Source organism: Streptomyces sp. NPDC048523 (assembly GCF_043199815.1).
Classification (GTDB): domain Bacteria; phylum Actinomycetota; class Actinomycetes; order Streptomycetales; family Streptomycetaceae; genus Streptomyces.
Genome location: NZ_JBICWQ010000008.1, coordinates 210,605 through 225,893 on the forward strand (window position 1 = coordinate 210,605; position 15,289 = coordinate 225,893).

At 71.0% G+C, this 15,289-nt stretch carries 14 protein-coding genes; 13 read left to right on the plus strand and 1 reads right to left on the minus strand.

What is annotated here, in order from left to right:
* Positions 1 to 24: 24 nt before the first annotated feature.
* The 7 genes from aroC to nusB all read left to right on the plus strand — a co-directional run bounded on the left by aroC (position 25) and on the right by nusB (position 6,229).
* Positions 25 to 1,209 (plus strand): chorismate synthase, encoded by a 1,185-nt coding sequence (gene aroC / locus ACGFWE_RS35000; RefSeq protein WP_352389975.1) that lies wholly within the window; start codon positions 25 to 27, stop codon positions 1,207 to 1,209.
* Positions 1,210 to 1,235: 26 nt separating this feature from the next.
* Positions 1,236 to 1,718: a shikimate kinase gene (locus ACGFWE_RS35005; RefSeq protein ID WP_352390137.1), complete on the plus strand. Its 483-nt coding sequence runs from the start codon at positions 1,236 to 1,238 to the stop codon at positions 1,716 to 1,718.
* On the plus strand, positions 1,715 to 2,806 hold the full coding sequence (gene aroB / locus ACGFWE_RS35010) for a 3-dehydroquinate synthase (RefSeq protein ID WP_352389974.1): 1,092 nt from the start codon (positions 1,715 to 1,717) through the stop codon (positions 2,804 to 2,806). Before ACGFWE_RS35005 ends, aroB begins: the two co-directional genes overlap by 4 nt.
* Positions 2,807 to 3,096: 290 nt before the next feature.
* Positions 3,097 to 4,005 (plus strand): Pro-rich N-terminal domain-containing protein, encoded by a 909-nt coding sequence (locus ACGFWE_RS35015; RefSeq protein ID WP_393604108.1) that lies wholly within the window; start codon positions 3,097 to 3,099, stop codon positions 4,003 to 4,005.
* A 70-nt stretch (positions 4,006 to 4,075) separates the two neighbouring features.
* Positions 4,076 to 5,179 (plus strand): aminopeptidase P family protein, encoded by a 1,104-nt coding sequence (locus tag ACGFWE_RS35020; protein ID WP_393604110.1) that lies wholly within the window; start codon positions 4,076 to 4,078, stop codon positions 5,177 to 5,179.
* Between the two features lie 52 nt (positions 5,180 to 5,231).
* The gene (gene efp, locus ACGFWE_RS35025; protein WP_352389971.1) at positions 5,232 to 5,798 is read left to right on the plus strand and encodes an elongation factor P; all 567 of its coding nucleotides are present in this window, start codon (positions 5,232 to 5,234) and stop codon (positions 5,796 to 5,798) included.
* Between the two features lie 2 nt (positions 5,799 to 5,800).
* Positions 5,801 to 6,229 (plus strand): transcription antitermination factor NusB, encoded by a 429-nt coding sequence (gene nusB / locus ACGFWE_RS35030; protein WP_352389970.1) that lies wholly within the window; start codon positions 5,801 to 5,803, stop codon positions 6,227 to 6,229.
* Positions 6,230 to 6,576: 347 nt separating this feature from the next.
* On the opposite strand, the gene bldD is transcribed toward nusB, so the two are convergent.
* Positions 6,577 to 7,077, minus strand: a complete 501-nt coding sequence (gene bldD, locus ACGFWE_RS35035) for a transcriptional regulator BldD (RefSeq protein ID WP_003956405.1) — start codon at positions 7,075 to 7,077, stop codon at positions 6,577 to 6,579.
* 253 nt (positions 7,078 to 7,330) lie between these two features.
* Here bldD and pyrR point away from each other — a divergent pair, with 253 nt between their 5' ends.
* The 6 genes from pyrR (at position 7,331) to carB (ending at position 15,273) form a co-directional block, all read left to right on the plus strand.
* Positions 7,331 to 7,903 carry a bifunctional pyr operon transcriptional regulator/uracil phosphoribosyltransferase PyrR gene (pyrR, locus tag ACGFWE_RS35040; RefSeq protein ID WP_352389969.1) on the plus strand — a complete coding sequence of 191 codons (573 nt, stop codon included), beginning with the start codon at positions 7,331 to 7,333 and terminating at the stop codon, positions 7,901 to 7,903.
* Between the two features lie 85 nt (positions 7,904 to 7,988).
* Positions 7,989 to 8,966, plus strand: a complete 978-nt coding sequence (locus ACGFWE_RS35045; RefSeq protein ID WP_352389968.1) for an aspartate carbamoyltransferase catalytic subunit — start codon at positions 7,989 to 7,991, stop codon at positions 8,964 to 8,966.
* 5 nt (positions 8,967 to 8,971) lie between these two features.
* On the plus strand, positions 8,972 to 10,258 hold the full coding sequence (locus tag ACGFWE_RS35050; RefSeq protein ID WP_393604113.1) for a dihydroorotase: 1,287 nt from the start codon (positions 8,972 to 8,974) through the stop codon (positions 10,256 to 10,258).
* Positions 10,255 to 10,833 carry a hypothetical protein gene (locus tag ACGFWE_RS35055; protein ID WP_393604115.1) on the plus strand — a complete coding sequence of 193 codons (579 nt, stop codon included), beginning with the start codon at positions 10,255 to 10,257 and terminating at the stop codon, positions 10,831 to 10,833. The genes ACGFWE_RS35050 and ACGFWE_RS35055 overlap by 4 nt, the downstream gene beginning before the upstream one ends.
* On the plus strand, positions 10,830 to 11,972 hold the full coding sequence (carA, locus tag ACGFWE_RS35060) for a glutamine-hydrolyzing carbamoyl-phosphate synthase small subunit (protein ID WP_352389965.1): 1,143 nt from the start codon (positions 10,830 to 10,832) through the stop codon (positions 11,970 to 11,972). The genes ACGFWE_RS35055 and carA overlap by 4 nt, the downstream gene beginning before the upstream one ends.
* Positions 11,965 to 15,273 carry a carbamoyl-phosphate synthase large subunit gene (gene carB, locus ACGFWE_RS35065; protein ID WP_352389964.1) on the plus strand — a complete coding sequence of 1,103 codons (3,309 nt, stop codon included), beginning with the start codon at positions 11,965 to 11,967 and terminating at the stop codon, positions 15,271 to 15,273. The genes carA and carB overlap by 8 nt, the downstream gene beginning before the upstream one ends.
* The last annotated feature ends 16 nt before the right edge of the window (positions 15,274 to 15,289 follow it).

Consider the following 15,289-nt stretch of genomic DNA (forward strand, 5'->3'; position numbering starts at 1 on the left):
GGGCGCGAGCACTGAGGAGCACCGTTGAGCAGGTTGCGCTGGCTGACCGCGGGGGAGTCCCACGGTCCCGCACTCGTGGCGACGCTGGAGGGCCTTCCCGCCGGTGTGCCGATCACCACGGAGCTGGTGGCGGACCACTTGGCGAGGCGGCGGCTGGGCTACGGCCGCGGTGCCCGGATGAAGTTCGAGCAGGACCAGGTCACCTTCCTCGGCGGTGTCCGGCACGGCCTGTCCCTGGGTTCCCCGGTCGCGATCATGGTGGGCAACACCGAGTGGCCGAAGTGGGAGCAGGTCATGTCGGCCGACCCCATCGACCCGGAGATCCTGGCGGGCCTCGCGCGCAACGCCCCGCTGACCCGGCCACGGCCCGGCCACGCGGACCTGGCAGGGATGCAGAAGTACGGCTTCGATGAGGCCCGGCCGATCCTGGAGCGGGCCTCGGCGCGGGAGACGGCGGCCCGGGTGGCGCTGGGCGCGGTGGCCCGGTCGTACCTGAAGGAGACGGCCGGCATCGAGATCGTCAGCCATGTCGTCGAGCTGTGCTCGGTGAAGGCCCCGGCCGGGGTGTACCCGACGCCGGCCGACGTGGAGAGGCTGGACGCCGATCCGCTGCGCTGCCTGGACGCGGACACGTCGAAGGCGATGGTGGCCGAGGTCGACCAGGCCCACAAGGACGGCGACACCCTGGGCGGGGTGGTGGAGATCCTGGCGTACGGCGTGCCGGTGGGGCTTGGTTCGCATGTGCACTGGGACCGCAAGCTGGACGCCCGGCTGGCCGGTGCCCTGATGGGCATCCAGGCGATCAAGGGGGTCGAGCTCGGCGACGGGTTCGAGCTGGCGCGGGTGCCGGGTTCGAAGGCGCACGACGAGATCGTGAACACCCCCGAGGGCATCCGGCGCGTCTCGGGCCGTTCCGGCGGGACCGAGGGCGGGCTGTCCACGGGTGAGCTGCTCCGGGTGCGGGCGGCGATGAAGCCGATCGCGACCGTGCCGCGGGCCCTTCAGACCGTGGACGTGACCACCGGCGAGGCCGCGCAGGCCCACCACCAGCGCTCGGACGTGTCCGCGGTTCCGGCCGCCGGGATCGTGGCCGAGGCGATGGTGGCCCTGGTGCTGGCGGACGCGGTGGCGGAGAAGTTCGGCGGCGACAGCGTGCCCGAGACCCGCCGCAACGTGCAGTCCTACCTCGACAACCTGGCCATCCGGTGAGCCCTCTGGTGGTGCTCGTCGGTCCGATGGGCGTGGGCAAGTCCACCGTCGGGCGGCTGCTGGCCGACCGGCTCGGCACGGGCTACCGGGACACCGACGAGGACATCGTCACCGAGCAGGGCCGCTCGATCGCGGAGATCTTCGTCGACGAGGGCGAGCCGGTCTTCCGGGCGATCGAGAAGGCCGCGGTGGCGCGGGCGCTCGCCGAGCACGACGGCGTTCTCGCGCTGGGCGGCGGCTCCATCCTCGACGAGGACACCCGCTCCCTGCTGGCCGGGCAGCGGGTGCTGTACCTGTCGATGGACGTCGAGGAGGCCGTCAAGCGCACCGGCCTGAACGCCGCGCGGCCGCTGCTCGCGGTCAACCCGCGCAAGCAGTGGCGCGAGCTGATGGAGGCCCGGCGCTCGCTGTACGAGTCGATCGCCACGGCGGTCGTCGCCACGGACGGCCGTACGCCCGAAGAAGTCACCCGAATCGCGTTGGACGCACTGGAGTTGAAGGAAGCATGAGCGAGGCAGTGACGCGCATCCAGGTCGGCGGCACCGCGGGCAGCGAGCCGTACGAGGTCCTGGTGGGCCGTCAACTCCTGGGTGAGCTCGGTTCGTTGATCGGGGAGAAGGCCCAGCGGGTCGCCATCGTCCACCCCGAGGCCCTCGCGGACACCGGTGAGGCGCTGCGTGCCGACCTGGCCGGGCAGGGGTACGAGGCCGTCGCCATCCAGGTGCCGAACGCGGAGGAGGCCAAGACCGCCGAGGTCGCCGCCTACTGCTGGAAGGCGCTCGGGCAGTCCGGCTTCACCCGCACCGATGTCGTGGTCGGCGTCGGCGGTGGCGCCACCACCGACCTCGCCGGGTTCGTGGCCGCGACCTGGCTGCGCGGGGTGCGCTGGATCGCCATCCCGACCACCGTGCTCGCCATGGTCGACGCGGCGGTCGGCGGCAAGACCGGCATCAACACCGCCGAGGGCAAGAACCTCGTCGGCGCCTTCCACCCGCCCGCCGGTGTCCTGTGCGACCTGGCCGCGCTGGACTCCCTGCCCGTCAACGACTACGTCTCCGGACTCGCCGAGATCATCAAGGCCGGCTTCATCGCCGATCCGGTGATCCTGGAGCTCATCGAGTCCGACCCCGAGGCCGCGCGCACCCCGGCCGGCCCGCACACCGCCGAGCTCATCGAGCGTTCGATCCGGGTCAAGGCCGAGGTGGTCTCCTCCGACCTCAAGGAGTCGGGCCTGAGGGAGATCCTCAACTACGGCCACACGCTCGCCCACGCCATCGAGAAGAACGAGCGGTACAAGTGGCGGCACGGCGCCGCCGTCGCCGTGGGCATGCACTTCGCCGCCGAACTGGGCCGCCTCGCGGGCCGGTTGGACGACGCGACGGCCGACCGCCACCGCACCGTCCTCGAATCGGTGGGCCTGCCGCTGCACTACCGCTACGACCAGTGGCCCAAGCTGCTCGAGACCATGAAGGTCGACAAGAAGTCCCGCGGCAACCTGCTCCGCTTCATCGTCCTCGACGGACTGGGCAAGCCCACAGTCCTGGAGGGTCCGGACCCGGCCGTCCTGCTCGCCGCCTACGGCGAGGTCGGCCAGTAGGTCCCGCGACGGCGTGTTCCGCCGATTCGCCTTCCCCCAGGGGCACTTCGGGCCGCCCCCGGCCGTTTCACCAAATGACGGCCGGGGGCGGTACCGTTCGGTGACGAACGGGTATGCACCACCCCGTAACCAGCGCCGATCAGCCTGACGCGAGTGAGCCGGAGGGGCGCGTCGGAGACGAGAGGACGAGCGGGCGAAGGCCTTCGGGCCGCGCACGGTCGGGCTCCCGCCACCGACGCGAGCGCCTCGGAGGCGAGCGAGCCGAAAAAGACGAGACGGAGTGGCACCGGATGCAGCACGCAGTGGGTTCTCCGCTGCCGCCGCCCCATCAGCCGGGGCACGGACCGTCCGCCGGCTGGTCGCCGGCCGCACATCACCCGGGACCGCCGCATCACCCGGGTGCGCAACCGGGCCCCGCCCCGGCGCCCCCGCCGCCTTCGGCACCGGGCTTCTCCCCGGCTCCGGTACCGCCGACGCCACCGCACTCCCAGGCACCGCCGGCGCCGCAGCACGCACCGGTCCCGCCCGCGCCCCAGCACTCACCGGGGCCGGTACCGGACACCACCGGCCATGTGCCGCTGCCGCCCGGCGCCCCCATGGGCGCCTACAGCACCCCGCCCGTCGCCGCGCCCGACCCCGCGGGCACGACCCTCGCGGTGCTGCTCATCGGTCCGGCGGGCGCCGGGAAGACGAGCGTCGCCAAGTACTGGGCCGACCATCGCCGGGTCCCCACCGCCCACATCAGCCTCGACGACGTGCGCGAGTGGGTCCGCTCCGGCTTCGCCGACCCGCAGTCCGGCTGGAACGACCACTCCGAGGCCCAGTACCGGCTCGCCCGCCGCACCTGCGGCTTCGCCGCCCGCAACTTCCTCGCCAACGGCATCTCCTGCATCCTCGACGACGCGGTCTTCCCGGACCGGCCGGTGGTCGGTCTCGGCGGCTGGAAGCGGCACGTGGGCCCGGGACTGCTCCCGGTGGTCCTGCTGCCCGGCCTGGAGATCGTCCTGGAGCGCAACGCCGAACGCTCGGGCAACCGCCGCCTGACCGACGAAGAGGTCGCGCGGATCCACGGCCGGATGGCCGGCTGGTACGGCTCCGGCCTGCCGATCATCGACAACTCGCAGTTGGACGTCCCGCAGACGGCGAGGCTGCTGGACGACGTACTGGCGAGGTCGATCGCGAGCCCGCCGAGCTGGTAGTCGAGCGTGGCGCTGCCCCACTCGGCTCTCCCGAACGGCGCCGAGCCCGCAGCGCTCCTACGCTCAAAACATGTCAGAGGTGTACGCCACCCGCAGAGCCCGCCTGCGCGACCGCTGCCGAGCCGGCGGCAGCCAGTCCGCGCTGATCTCCCGCCCCGCCAACGTCCGCTATCTCGCGGGCGCGGCCCCGAGGGGCGCCGTACTGCTGCTCGGCGGGGCCGAGGACCTGCTGCTGTGCCCCGGCCCGCCCGACGACCGCGTCGACGGCCGTCCCGACGAGGCGCTGCGCGTCCGGACCCTGCCCGGGCCCGGCGGCGACCCCGCCGTGGCCGCGGCCGGTCTCGCGGCAGCGCACGGCGGCGGCTCCCTCGCCGTCGAGGAACACCACCTCACCATGGCCCGCCACCGAGCCATCCGCTCGGTCGTCCCGCACCTGCGCCTCGCCGACCTCGGCGGCGCGGTCGAACAGCTCCGCGTCATCAAGGACGAGGAGGAGATCTCCTGCCTGCGCATCGGCGCCGAGATCGCAGACCAGGCACTGGGCGAGCTCCTGGAGTCCATCCTGGTCGGCCGCACCGAGCGGCACCTGGCCCTCGAACTGGAGCGCCGCCTCGTCGACCACGGCGCCGACGGCCCGGCCTTCGCCACCTCCGTCGGCACCGGTCCGAACTCCGGCCGTCCCGCCCACCGCCCCACCGACCGCCGCGTCGAGGAGGGCGACTTCCTCTCCGTCTGCCTGGGCGCCAGCTACCGCGGATACCGGTGTGAGATCGGCCGTACCTTCGTCATCGGTACGTCTCCCGCCGACTGGCAGATCGATCTCTACGACCTCGTCTTCGCCGCTCAGCGGGCCGGACGGGAGTCGCTGACACCGGGCGCCGCCTACCGTGACGTGGACCGGGCGGCCCGCCAGGTACTGGAGTCCGCGGGCCACCACGAGGGGCTCCCGACCCTCACCGGACACGGTGTGGGACTCGAAATCGACGAGGACCCGCAGTTGGCCCCCGCGGCCATGGGTAAACTGGACGCTTGCGTGCCGGTCACCGTCGAACCGGGAGTCCACCTCCCGGGACGGGGCGGCGTCCGGATCGATGACACGCTCGTCGTACGCCCCGAGGCGGACGGCGGACCCGAGCTACTCACCATCACGACCAAGGAGCTGCTCGCACTATAGGCAACGTGCGTGCGCCGGGGTCGTCCACGTCAGTCCAGGAGATTCCGCAACCGTGGCTTCCACGAACGACCTCAAGAACGGCCTGGTGCTCAAGCTCGAAGGCGGCCAGCTCTGGTCCGTCGTCGAGTTCCAGCACGTCAAGCCCGGCAAGGGCCCCGCATTCGTGCGCACCAAGCTCAAGAACGTGCTGTCCGGCAAGGTCGTCGACAAGACCTTCAACGCCGGCGTCAAGGTCGAGACGGCCACTGTCGACAAGCGCGACATGCAGTTCTCGTACATGGACGGCGAGTACTTCGTCTTCATGGACATGGAGACCTACGACCAGCTCATGGTCGACCGCAAGGCTGTCGGCGACGCCGCCAACTTCCTGATCGAGGGCTTCACGGCCACCGTCGCGCAGCACGAGGGCGAGGTGCTCTTCGTCGAGCTGCCGGCCGCCGTCGAGCTGACCATCCAGGAGACCGAGCCGGGTGTCCAGGGCGACCGCTCCACCGGTGGCACCAAGCCCGCCATCCTGGAGACCGGCCACCAGATCCAGGTCCCGCTCTTCATCACCACCGGTGAGAAGATCAAGGTCGACACCCGCACGAGCGACTACCTCGGCCGGGTGAACAGCTAACCGTGGCTGCCCGCAACACGGCCCGCAAGCGCGCCTTCCAGATCCTCTTCGAGGGCGACCAGCGCGGCGTCGATGTCCTGACGGTCCTGGCGGACTGGATCCGGCTCTCCCGGGAAGACACCCGGCAGCCGCCGGTGAGCGAGTACACGATGCAGCTGGTCGAGGGCTACGCGGAGCACGCGCAGCGCATCGACGAGCTGATCGCGCAGTACTCGGTCGGCTGGACGCTGGACCGGATGCCGGTCGTCGACCGCAACATCCTGCGTCTGGGCGCCCACGAGCTGATCTGGGCCGACGAGACCCCGGACGCGGTGGTCCTCGACGAGATGGTGCAGCTGGCCAAGGAGTTCTCCACGGACGAGTCGCCCTCGTTCGTGAACGGCCTGCTGGGCCGGCTCAAGGACCTGAAGCCGTCGCTGCGCCGGGAGTAGCCCCACCGCACCGCGCCCTTCGGGGCAGGAACTTGCCTGAGGGCCCACAGCGAACCGCTGTGGGCCCTCAGGCATCCCCGGGCCCCGGGGCTCCTCCAAGCCCGCAGAAAGCCGCCGGGGGGGGGGGGGGCCGGGGGGGGGGGGGCGCCCCCCCGCGCGGGGGGGGGGGGGGGGGGGGGGGGGGGCGGGGCGGCGCGGGGGGGCCCGCGGGCGGCGGGGCGCGGGGGCCCCGCCCCCCCGGGGGCGCGGGCGCCCGCCCCCCCCCGGGGGGGCCGGGGGGGGGGCCCCCCCCGGCCGCGCCCCCCCCCCCCCCCGGGCGCCACGTTTCTGCTGAGGCTGGGAGCGGCTCAGCTCTCCTCGTGGGACACCGCGCGACGCGCGTCCGCGTCCAGCACGCCCCAGCTGATCAGCTGCTCGGTGAGGACCGAGGGCGACTGGTCGTAGATGACGGCGAGTGTGCGCAGGTCGTCCTGGCGGATCGAGAGCACCTTGCCGTTGTAGTCACCGCGCTGGGACTGGATCGTCGCGGCGTAGCGCTGGAGCGGGCCCGCCTTCTCGGCCGGGACGTGGGCCAGCCGCTCCAGGTCCAGGACCAGCTTCGGCGGGGGCTCGGCGGCCCCGCCCGGAGTGGTGCCGGGCAGCAGCTCCTGCACCGGAACGCCGTAGAAATCCGCCAACTCGGCAAGACGCTGCACGGTCACCGCGCGGTCGCCACGCTCGTACGAACCGACCACGACCGCCTTCCAGCGTCCCTGGGACTTCTCCTCGACACCGTGGAGGGAAAGGCCCTGCTGGGTGCGGATGGCCCGGAGCTTGGCCCCGAGCTGTTTGGCGTATTCGCTGGACATATAGCTCCCCGGACACTGGATCGACGCGGCCGCAGTGGTTTCGAGCCGCGCGTCTGGTAACTCACTGTGAGGTTACGCAGCGTGACTCTTGTGCGTCAAGCCGAATGGTCCACACCGACTCTTCCGTGAGAGTGGTGGCTGATTAGGCCAACGGGGTGATCCGGGGCCTCCTTCGGGCCTGGTACGGTGGATGGCGCAAATCCGACGTCCTTTAAGGTCCGTCCCGTGAGGCGGAGAAGGAGGTCCGTTTCGTATGGACAAGCAGGACATTTCCGATAACCAGGCGTCCGATGCCCGGCCCGTTCTCGAAGGCCCCGACATCGCACGCGTGCTGACCCGCATCGCCCACGAGATCGTCGAGCGCGCCAAGGGCGCCGACGACGTGGTACTCCTCGGCATCCCCACCCGAGGCGTCTTCCTCGCCCAGCGGCTCGCCGCGAAGCTGGAGGAGATCACCGGCCGCGGCATCCCGGTCGGTTCACTCGACATCACCATGTACCGCGACGATCTGCGCATGCACCCGCCGCGTGCGCTGGCGCGCACCGAGATCCCCGGTGACGGCATCGACGGCCGCCTGGTCGTCCTCGTCGACGACGTGCTCTTCTCCGGCCGCACCATCCGCGCAGCCCTGGACGCCCTGAACGACATCGGGCGCCCCCGCGCGGTGCAGCTCGCGGTCCTCGTCGACAGAGGCCACCGCGAACTGCCCATCCGCGCCGACTACGTCGGCAAGAACCTCCCCACGTCGTTGCGGGAGACGGTCAAGGTCCAGCTCGTCGAGGAGGACGGTCGCGACACCGTGCTGCTCGGTGTGAAGCAGACCTAGCAGCAGGTGTACGAGGGCACTTGTTGGTGCGCCCTCGCCTGCCCGGATCCTCCCGATACCTGAACTGCCTTACGGAGCCTGACAGATGCACCGTCATCTCATCTCGGCCGCCGACCTCACCCGCGACGACGCCGTCCTGATCCTCGACACCGCCGAGGAGATGGCCCGGGTCGCCGACCGGCCGATCAAGAAGCTGCCGACCCTGCGCGGCCGCACGATCGTCAACCTGTTCTTCGAGGACTCCACGCGTACGCGTATCTCCTTCGAGGCCGCCGAGAAGCGTCTCTCGGCGGACGTCATCAACTTCACCGCCAAGGGCTCCAGCGTGTCCAAGGGCGAGTCCCTCAAGGACACCGCCCAGACCCTGGAGGCCATGGGCGTCGACGCCGTCGTCATCCGGCACGGAGCCTCGGGGGCGCCGTACCGCCTCGCCAACTCCGGCTGGATCGACGCGGCCGTCATCAACGCCGGTGACGGCACCCACCAGCACCCGACCCAGGCCCTGCTGGACGCGTTCACCATGCGCCGCCGGCTCGTCGGGCGGGACGCCGGGATCGGCCAGGACCTCTCCGGCAAGCGCATCACGCTCGTCGGGGACATCCTGCACAGCCGCGTCGCCCGCTCCAACGTCGACCTGCTGCACACCCTCGGCGCCGAGGTCACCCTCGTCGCCCCGCCCACCCTGGTGCCGGTCGGCGTCGAGACCTGGCCCTGCCAGGTGGCGTACGACCTCGACAGCACGCTCGCCAAGTCCGACGCCGTGATGATGCTGCGCGTCCAGCGCGAGCGGATGAACGCCGCGTTCTTCCCGACCGAGCGCGAGTACTCGCGGCGCTACGGCCTGGACGGCGACCGCATGGCGCGGATGCCGGAGCACGCCATCGTCATGCACCCCGGCCCCATGGTCCGCGGCATGGAGATCACCGCCGAGGTCGCCGACTCCGACCGCTGCACCGTCGTCGAGCAGGTCGCAAACGGAGTCTCCATCCGGATGGCCGTTCTGTACCTGCTTCTGGGCGGCAACGAACCCGCCGTGAGCCACACCCGTATCGAGGAGAAGTAAGTCACATGAGCAAGATCCTGATCCGCGGTGCGAAGGTGCTCGGCGGCGAGCCGCAGGACGTGCTGATCGACGGCCCGGTCGTCGAGGCGGTCGGCAGCGGGCTCCCGGAAGAGGGCGCCGAGGTCGTCGAGGCGGCCGGCAAGCTGCTCCTGCCGGGCCTGGTCGACCTGCACACCCATCTGCGCGAGCCGGGCCGCGAGGACTCCGAGACCGTCCTGACCGGCACCCGCGCGGCGGCCTCCGGCGGCTACACGGCCGTGTTCGCCATGGCCAACACCTTCCCGGTCGCCGACACCGCCGGTGTGGTCGAGCAGGTGTACCGGCTCGGCCAGGAACACGGTTACTGCGACGTGCAGCCCATCGGAGCCGTCACCGTCGGCCTGGAGGGCAAGAAGCTCGCCGAACTGGGCGCCATGCACGAGTCGGCCGCCGGTGTCACCGTCTTCTCCGACGACGGCAAGTGCGTCGACGACGCCGTGATGATGCGGCGGGCGCTGGAGTACGTGAAGGCCTTCGGCGGGGTCGTCGCCCAACACGCGCAGGAGCCGCGGCTGACCGAGGGCGCCCAGATGAACGAGGGCGTCGTCTCCGCCGAGCTGGGGCTCGGGGGCTGGCCCGCGGTGGCCGAGGAATCGATCATCGCCCGGGACGTCCTGCTCGCCGAGCACGTCGGATCCCGCGTCCACATCTGCCACCTGTCGACCGCCGGGTCCGTCGAGATCGTGCGCTGGGCCAAGTCCCGCGGCATCGACGTCACCGCCGAGGTCACCCCGCACCACCTGCTCCTCACCGACGAGCTGGTGCGGTCGTACAACCCGGTCTACAAGGTGAACCCGCCGCTGCGCACCGAGCGGGACGTGCTCGCCCTGCGCGAGGCGCTCGCCGACGGCACGATCGACATCGTCGCCACCGACCACGCCCCGCACCCGCACGAGGACAAGGACTGCGAGTGGGCCGCCGCCGCCATGGGCATGGTCGGCCTGGAGACCGCGTTGTCAGTGGTGCAGGAGACCATGGTGGACACCGGGCTCCTCGACTGGGCCGGGGTCGCCGAGCGCATGTCCTTCGCGCCCGCCCGCATCGGACGGGCCACGGGACACGGCCGTCCCGTCTCGGCTGGTGAGCCCGCCAACCTCACGCTGGTCGACACGGAATACCGTGGGTCGGTGGACCCCGCGGGCTTCGCCTCGCGCAGCCGCAACACTCCGTACGCGGGGCGTGAGCTGCCGGGCCGTGTCACGCACACGTGGCTCCGGGGCAAGGCCACGCTCGTCGACGGGAAGCTCACGTGACATCTGAAATCCTGCTGGCCGCCGGTCTCGCAGCCGAGAAGAAGTCGGCCGAGGTCACCGACTGGGCCGCCCGCATCGGCTGGCTCGTCGGCCTCGCCCTCTTCGTCGCGCTCGTCTACTGGCTGATGCGCGAGGGCTGGAAGTGGCGCGGCACGCTCCAGGGCGACCTGCCCGAGCTCCCCACCGTGCCGGACGACCCCGGCCCGGCGAGACTGGGCATGAGCGGCCGCTACCACGGCTCCACCACCGCGGGGCAGTGGCTCGACCGGATCGTGGCGCACGGCCTGGGCACCCGCAGCCGGGTCGAGCTCACGCTCACCGACAAGGGCCTGGACGTCGTACGCCCCGGAGCCACCGACTTCTTCGTCCCGCGCGAGGCCCTGCGGGAGGCCGTGCTCGGCAAGGGCATCGCCGGCAAGGTCCTGACCGAGGGCGGGCTGCTCCTGGTGACCTGGGCGCACGGCGAGCGGCTGATCGACTCGGGGTTCCGCTCGGACCACGCGGCCGAGCACACCGAGTGGGTCGACGCCATTAACTCCATGATCAACAAGACGGAAACGGAAGGCGCACGATGACGACCTCCACTAGGGGAGCCTCGAAGGCTCCCGCGGTACTCGTCCTGGAGGACGGCCGGATCTTCCGCGGCCGTGCCTACGGGGCCGTGGGGGAGACCTTCGGCGAGGCCGTGTTCTCCACCGGCATGACGGGCTACCAGGAGACCCTGACCGACCCGTCGTACGCCCGCCAGATCGTCGTCGCGACCGCCCCGCAGATCGGCAACACCGGCTGGAACGACGAGGACGACGAGTCGCGGCGCATCTGGGTCTCCGGCTACGTGGTGCGCGACCCCGCGCGCGTGCCGTCCAACTGGCGCTCCCAGCGCTCCCTGGACGACGAGCTGGTCGCGCAGGGCGTCGTCGGCATCAGCGGCATCGACACCCGCGCGCTCACCCGCCACCTGCGCGAGCGCGGCTCCATGCGGGCCGGGGTCTTCTCCGGCGAGGCGATCGCCGCCGAGTCCGAGCTCGTCGCACGCGTGCAGGCCCAGCCGCACATGAAGGGCGCCTCGCTGTACGAGGAGGTCGCCACCAAGGAGGCGTACGTCGTCCCCGCGGTCGGCGAGAAGAGGTTCACGGTCGCCGCGATCGACCTCGGCATCAAGGGCATGACCCCGCACCGCATGGCCCAGCGAGGTATCGAGGTCCACGTGCTGCCGGCCACGGCCACCCCGGAGGAGGTCTACGCCGTCGCTCCCGACGGGGTCTTCTTCTCCAACGGCCCCGGCGACCCGGCCAACGCCGACGGCCCGGTCGCGCTCATGACCGCCGTTCTGGAGCGCCGGACGCCGCTGTTCGGCATCTGCTTCGGCAACCAGATCCTCGGCCGCGCGCTCGGCTTCGGCACCTACAAGCTGAAGTACGGCCACCGGGGCATCAACCAGCCCGTGCAGGACCGGACCACCGGCAAGGTCGAGGTGACCGCCCACAATCACGGATTCGCCGTGGACGCGCCGCTCGACAAGGTCAGCGAGACGAAGTTCGGTCGCGCCGAGGTCTCCCATGTGTGCCTGAACGACGACGTCGTGGAAGGGCTCCAACTGCTGGACCAGCCGGCCTTCTCCGTCCAGTACCACCCCGAAGCGGCAGCCGGCCCGCACGATGCCGCCTACCTGTTCGACCGCTTCGTATCCCTGATGGAGGGCCAGCGTGCCTAAGCGCACCGATATCCAGTCCGTCCTGGTCATCGGCTCCGGCCCGATCGTCATCGGCCAGGCCGCCGAGTTCGACTACTCAGGTACCCAGGCATGCCGCGTGCTCAAGGCCGAGGGCCTGCGCGTCATCCTCGTCAACTCCAACCCGGCGACGATCATGACCGACCCGGAGATCGCCGACGCCACCTACGTCGAGCCGATCACCCCGGAGTTCGTCGAGAAGATCATCGCCAAGGAGCGCCCCGACGCCCTGCTGCCCACCCTGGGCGGCCAGACGGCCCTCAACACGGCGATCTCCATGCACGAGCAGGGTGTGCTGGAGAAGTACGGCGTCGAGCTGATCGGCGCCAATGTCGAGGCGATCAACAAGGGCGAGGACCGCGACCTGTTCAAGGGCGTCGTCGAGGCCGTCCGCGAGAAGATCGGGCACGGCGAGTCCGCCCGGTCCTACATCTGCCACTCCATGGACGACGTACTGAAGGGCGTCGAGCAGCTCGGCGGCTACCCGGTCGTCGTCCGCCCGTCCTTCACCATGGGCGGCGCCGGCTCCGGTTTCGCGCACGACGAGGAGGAACTGCGCCGCATCGCCGGACAGGGCCTCACGCTCTCGCCGACCACCGAGGTGCTCCTGGAGGAGTCCATCCTCGGCTGGAAGGAGTACGAACTGGAGCTGATGCGCGACAAGAACGACAACGTCGTGGTCGTCTGCTCCATCGAGAACTTCGACCCGATGGGTGTGCACACCGGCGACTCGATCACCGTCGCGCCGGCCATGACGCTCACCGACCGCGAGTACCAGGTACTGCGCGACGTCGGGATCGCGATCATCCGCGAGGTCGGCGTCGACACCGGCGGCTGCAACATCCAGTTCGCGGTGAACCCCGAGGACGGCCGCGTGATCGTCATCGAGATGAACCCGCGCGTGTCGCGTTCCTCGGCGCTCGCGTCCAAGGCGACCGGCTTCCCGATCGCCAAGATCGCCGCGAAGCTCGCCGTCGGCTACACGCTGGACGAGATCCCGAACGACATCACCGAGCAGACCCCGGCCTCCTTCGAGCCGACGCTCGACTACGTGGTGGTCAAGGCCCCGCGGTTCGCGTTCGAGAAGTTCCCGTCCGCCGACTCCACCCTCACGACCACCATGAAGTCGGTCGGCGAGGCCATGGCTATCGGCCGGAACTTCACCGAGGCCTTCCAGAAGGCGCTGCGCTCGCTGGAGAAGAAGGGCTCGCAGTTCACCTTCGTGGGCGAGCCCGGCGACAAGGCCGCCCTCCTGACGGAGGCCGTGCGCCCCACCGACGGCCGTATCAACACCGTCATGCAGGCCATCCGCGCGGGTGCCACGCCCGAGGAGGTCTTCGAGTACACGAAGATCGACCCCTGGTTCGTCGACCAGCTCTTCCTCATCAAGGAGATCGCGGACGAGCTGGCCGCCGCCGCCCGCCTCGACGCCGACCTGCTCGCCGAGGCCAAGCGGCACGGCTTCTCCGACCAGCAGATCGGCGAGATCCGCGGCCTGCGCGAGGACGTGGTGCGCGAGGTGCGGCACGCGCTGGGCGTGCGCCCGGTCTACAAGACGGTCGACACCTGCGCGGCCGAGTTCGCCGCCAAGACGCCGTACTTCTACTCCTCCTACGACGAGGAGAGCGAGGTCGCGCCCCGGACCAAGCCCGCGGTGATCATCCTGGGCTCCGGTCCGAACCGCATCGGCCAGGGCATCGAGTTCGACTACTCCTGCGTGCACGCGTCCTTCGCGCTGTCGGACGCCGGGTACGAGACGGTGATGGTCAACTGCAACCCGGAGACCGTCTCCACCGACTACGACACCTCCGACCGGCTGTACTTCGAGCCGCTCACCCTGGAGGACGTCCTGGAGATCGTCCACGCGGAGCAGCAGGCCGGTCCGGTCGCGGGTGTGATCGTGCAGCTGGGCGGGCAGACCCCGCTGGGTCTGGCGCAGGCGCTCAAGGACAACGGCGTGCCCATCGTGGGCACCCCGCCCGAGGCGATCCACGCCGCCGAGGACCGCGGCGCGTTCGGCCGCGTCCTCGCCGAGGCGGGCCTGCCGGCCCCCAAGCACGGCACCGCCACCACCTTCACCGGCGCCAAGGCCATCGCCGACGAGATCGGCTACCCGGTCCTCGTGCGGCCCTCCTACGTCCTCGGCGGCCGCGGCATGGAGATCGTCTACGACGAGACCCGCCTGGAGTCCTACATCGCCGAGTCGACCGAGATCAGCCCCTCGCGACCGGTCCTGGTCGACCGGTTCCTGGACGACGCGATCGAGATCGACGTCGACGCCCTCTACGACGGCCAGGAGCTCTACCTGGGCGGCGTGATGGAGCACATCGAGGAGGCCGGCATCCACTCCGGCGACTCGGCGTGCGCGCTGCCGCCGATCACCCTGGGCGGCTTCGACATCAAGCGGCTGCGGGCCTCCACGGAGGCCATCGCGCGCGGGGTGGGCGTCCGGGGCCTGATCAACATCCAGTTCGCGATGGCCGGGGACATCCTCTACGTCCTGGAGGCCAACCCGCGCGCGTCCCGCACCGTCCCCTTCACCTCGAAGGCGACCGCGGTGCCGCTCGCCAAGGCCGCCGCCCGGATCTCGCTGGGCGCGACCGTCGCCGAACTGCGTGCCGAGGGCCTGCTGCCCGCCAAGGGCGACGGCGGCGAACTCCCGCTGGACGCGCCGATCTCCGTCAAGGAGGCCGTCATGCCGTGGTCGCGGTTCCGCGACATCCACGGCCGCGGCGTCGACACGGTCCTCGGCCCGGAGATGCGCTCCACCGGCGAGGTCATGGGCATCGACTCCGTCTTCGGCACGGCGTACGCCAAGTCGCAGGCGGGTGCCTACGGCCCGCTGCCCACCAAGGGGCGCGCGTTCATCTCGGTCGCCAACCGTGACAAGCGCTCGATGATCTTCCCGGCGCGCGAGCTCGTCGCCCACGGCTTCGAGCTGCTCGCCACCTCCGGCACGGCCGAGGTCCTCAAGCGCAACGGCATCAACGCCACCGTCGTGCGCAAGCAGTCCGAGGGCACCGGCCCCAACGGCGAGAAGACCATCGTCCAGCTCATCCACGACGGCGAGGTCGACCTGATCGTCAACACCCCGTACGGCACCGGCGGCCGCCTCGACGGCTACGAGATCCGTACGGCGGCCGTGGCGCGGTCGGTCCCGTGTCTGACGACGGTCCAGGCGCTCGCCGCCGCCGTCCAGGGCATCGACGCCCTGAATCACGGTGACGTGGGCGTCCGTTCGCTCCAGGAACATGCGCAGCACCTGACCGCGGCCCGCGACTAGCAGCCCTGAGGGGGAC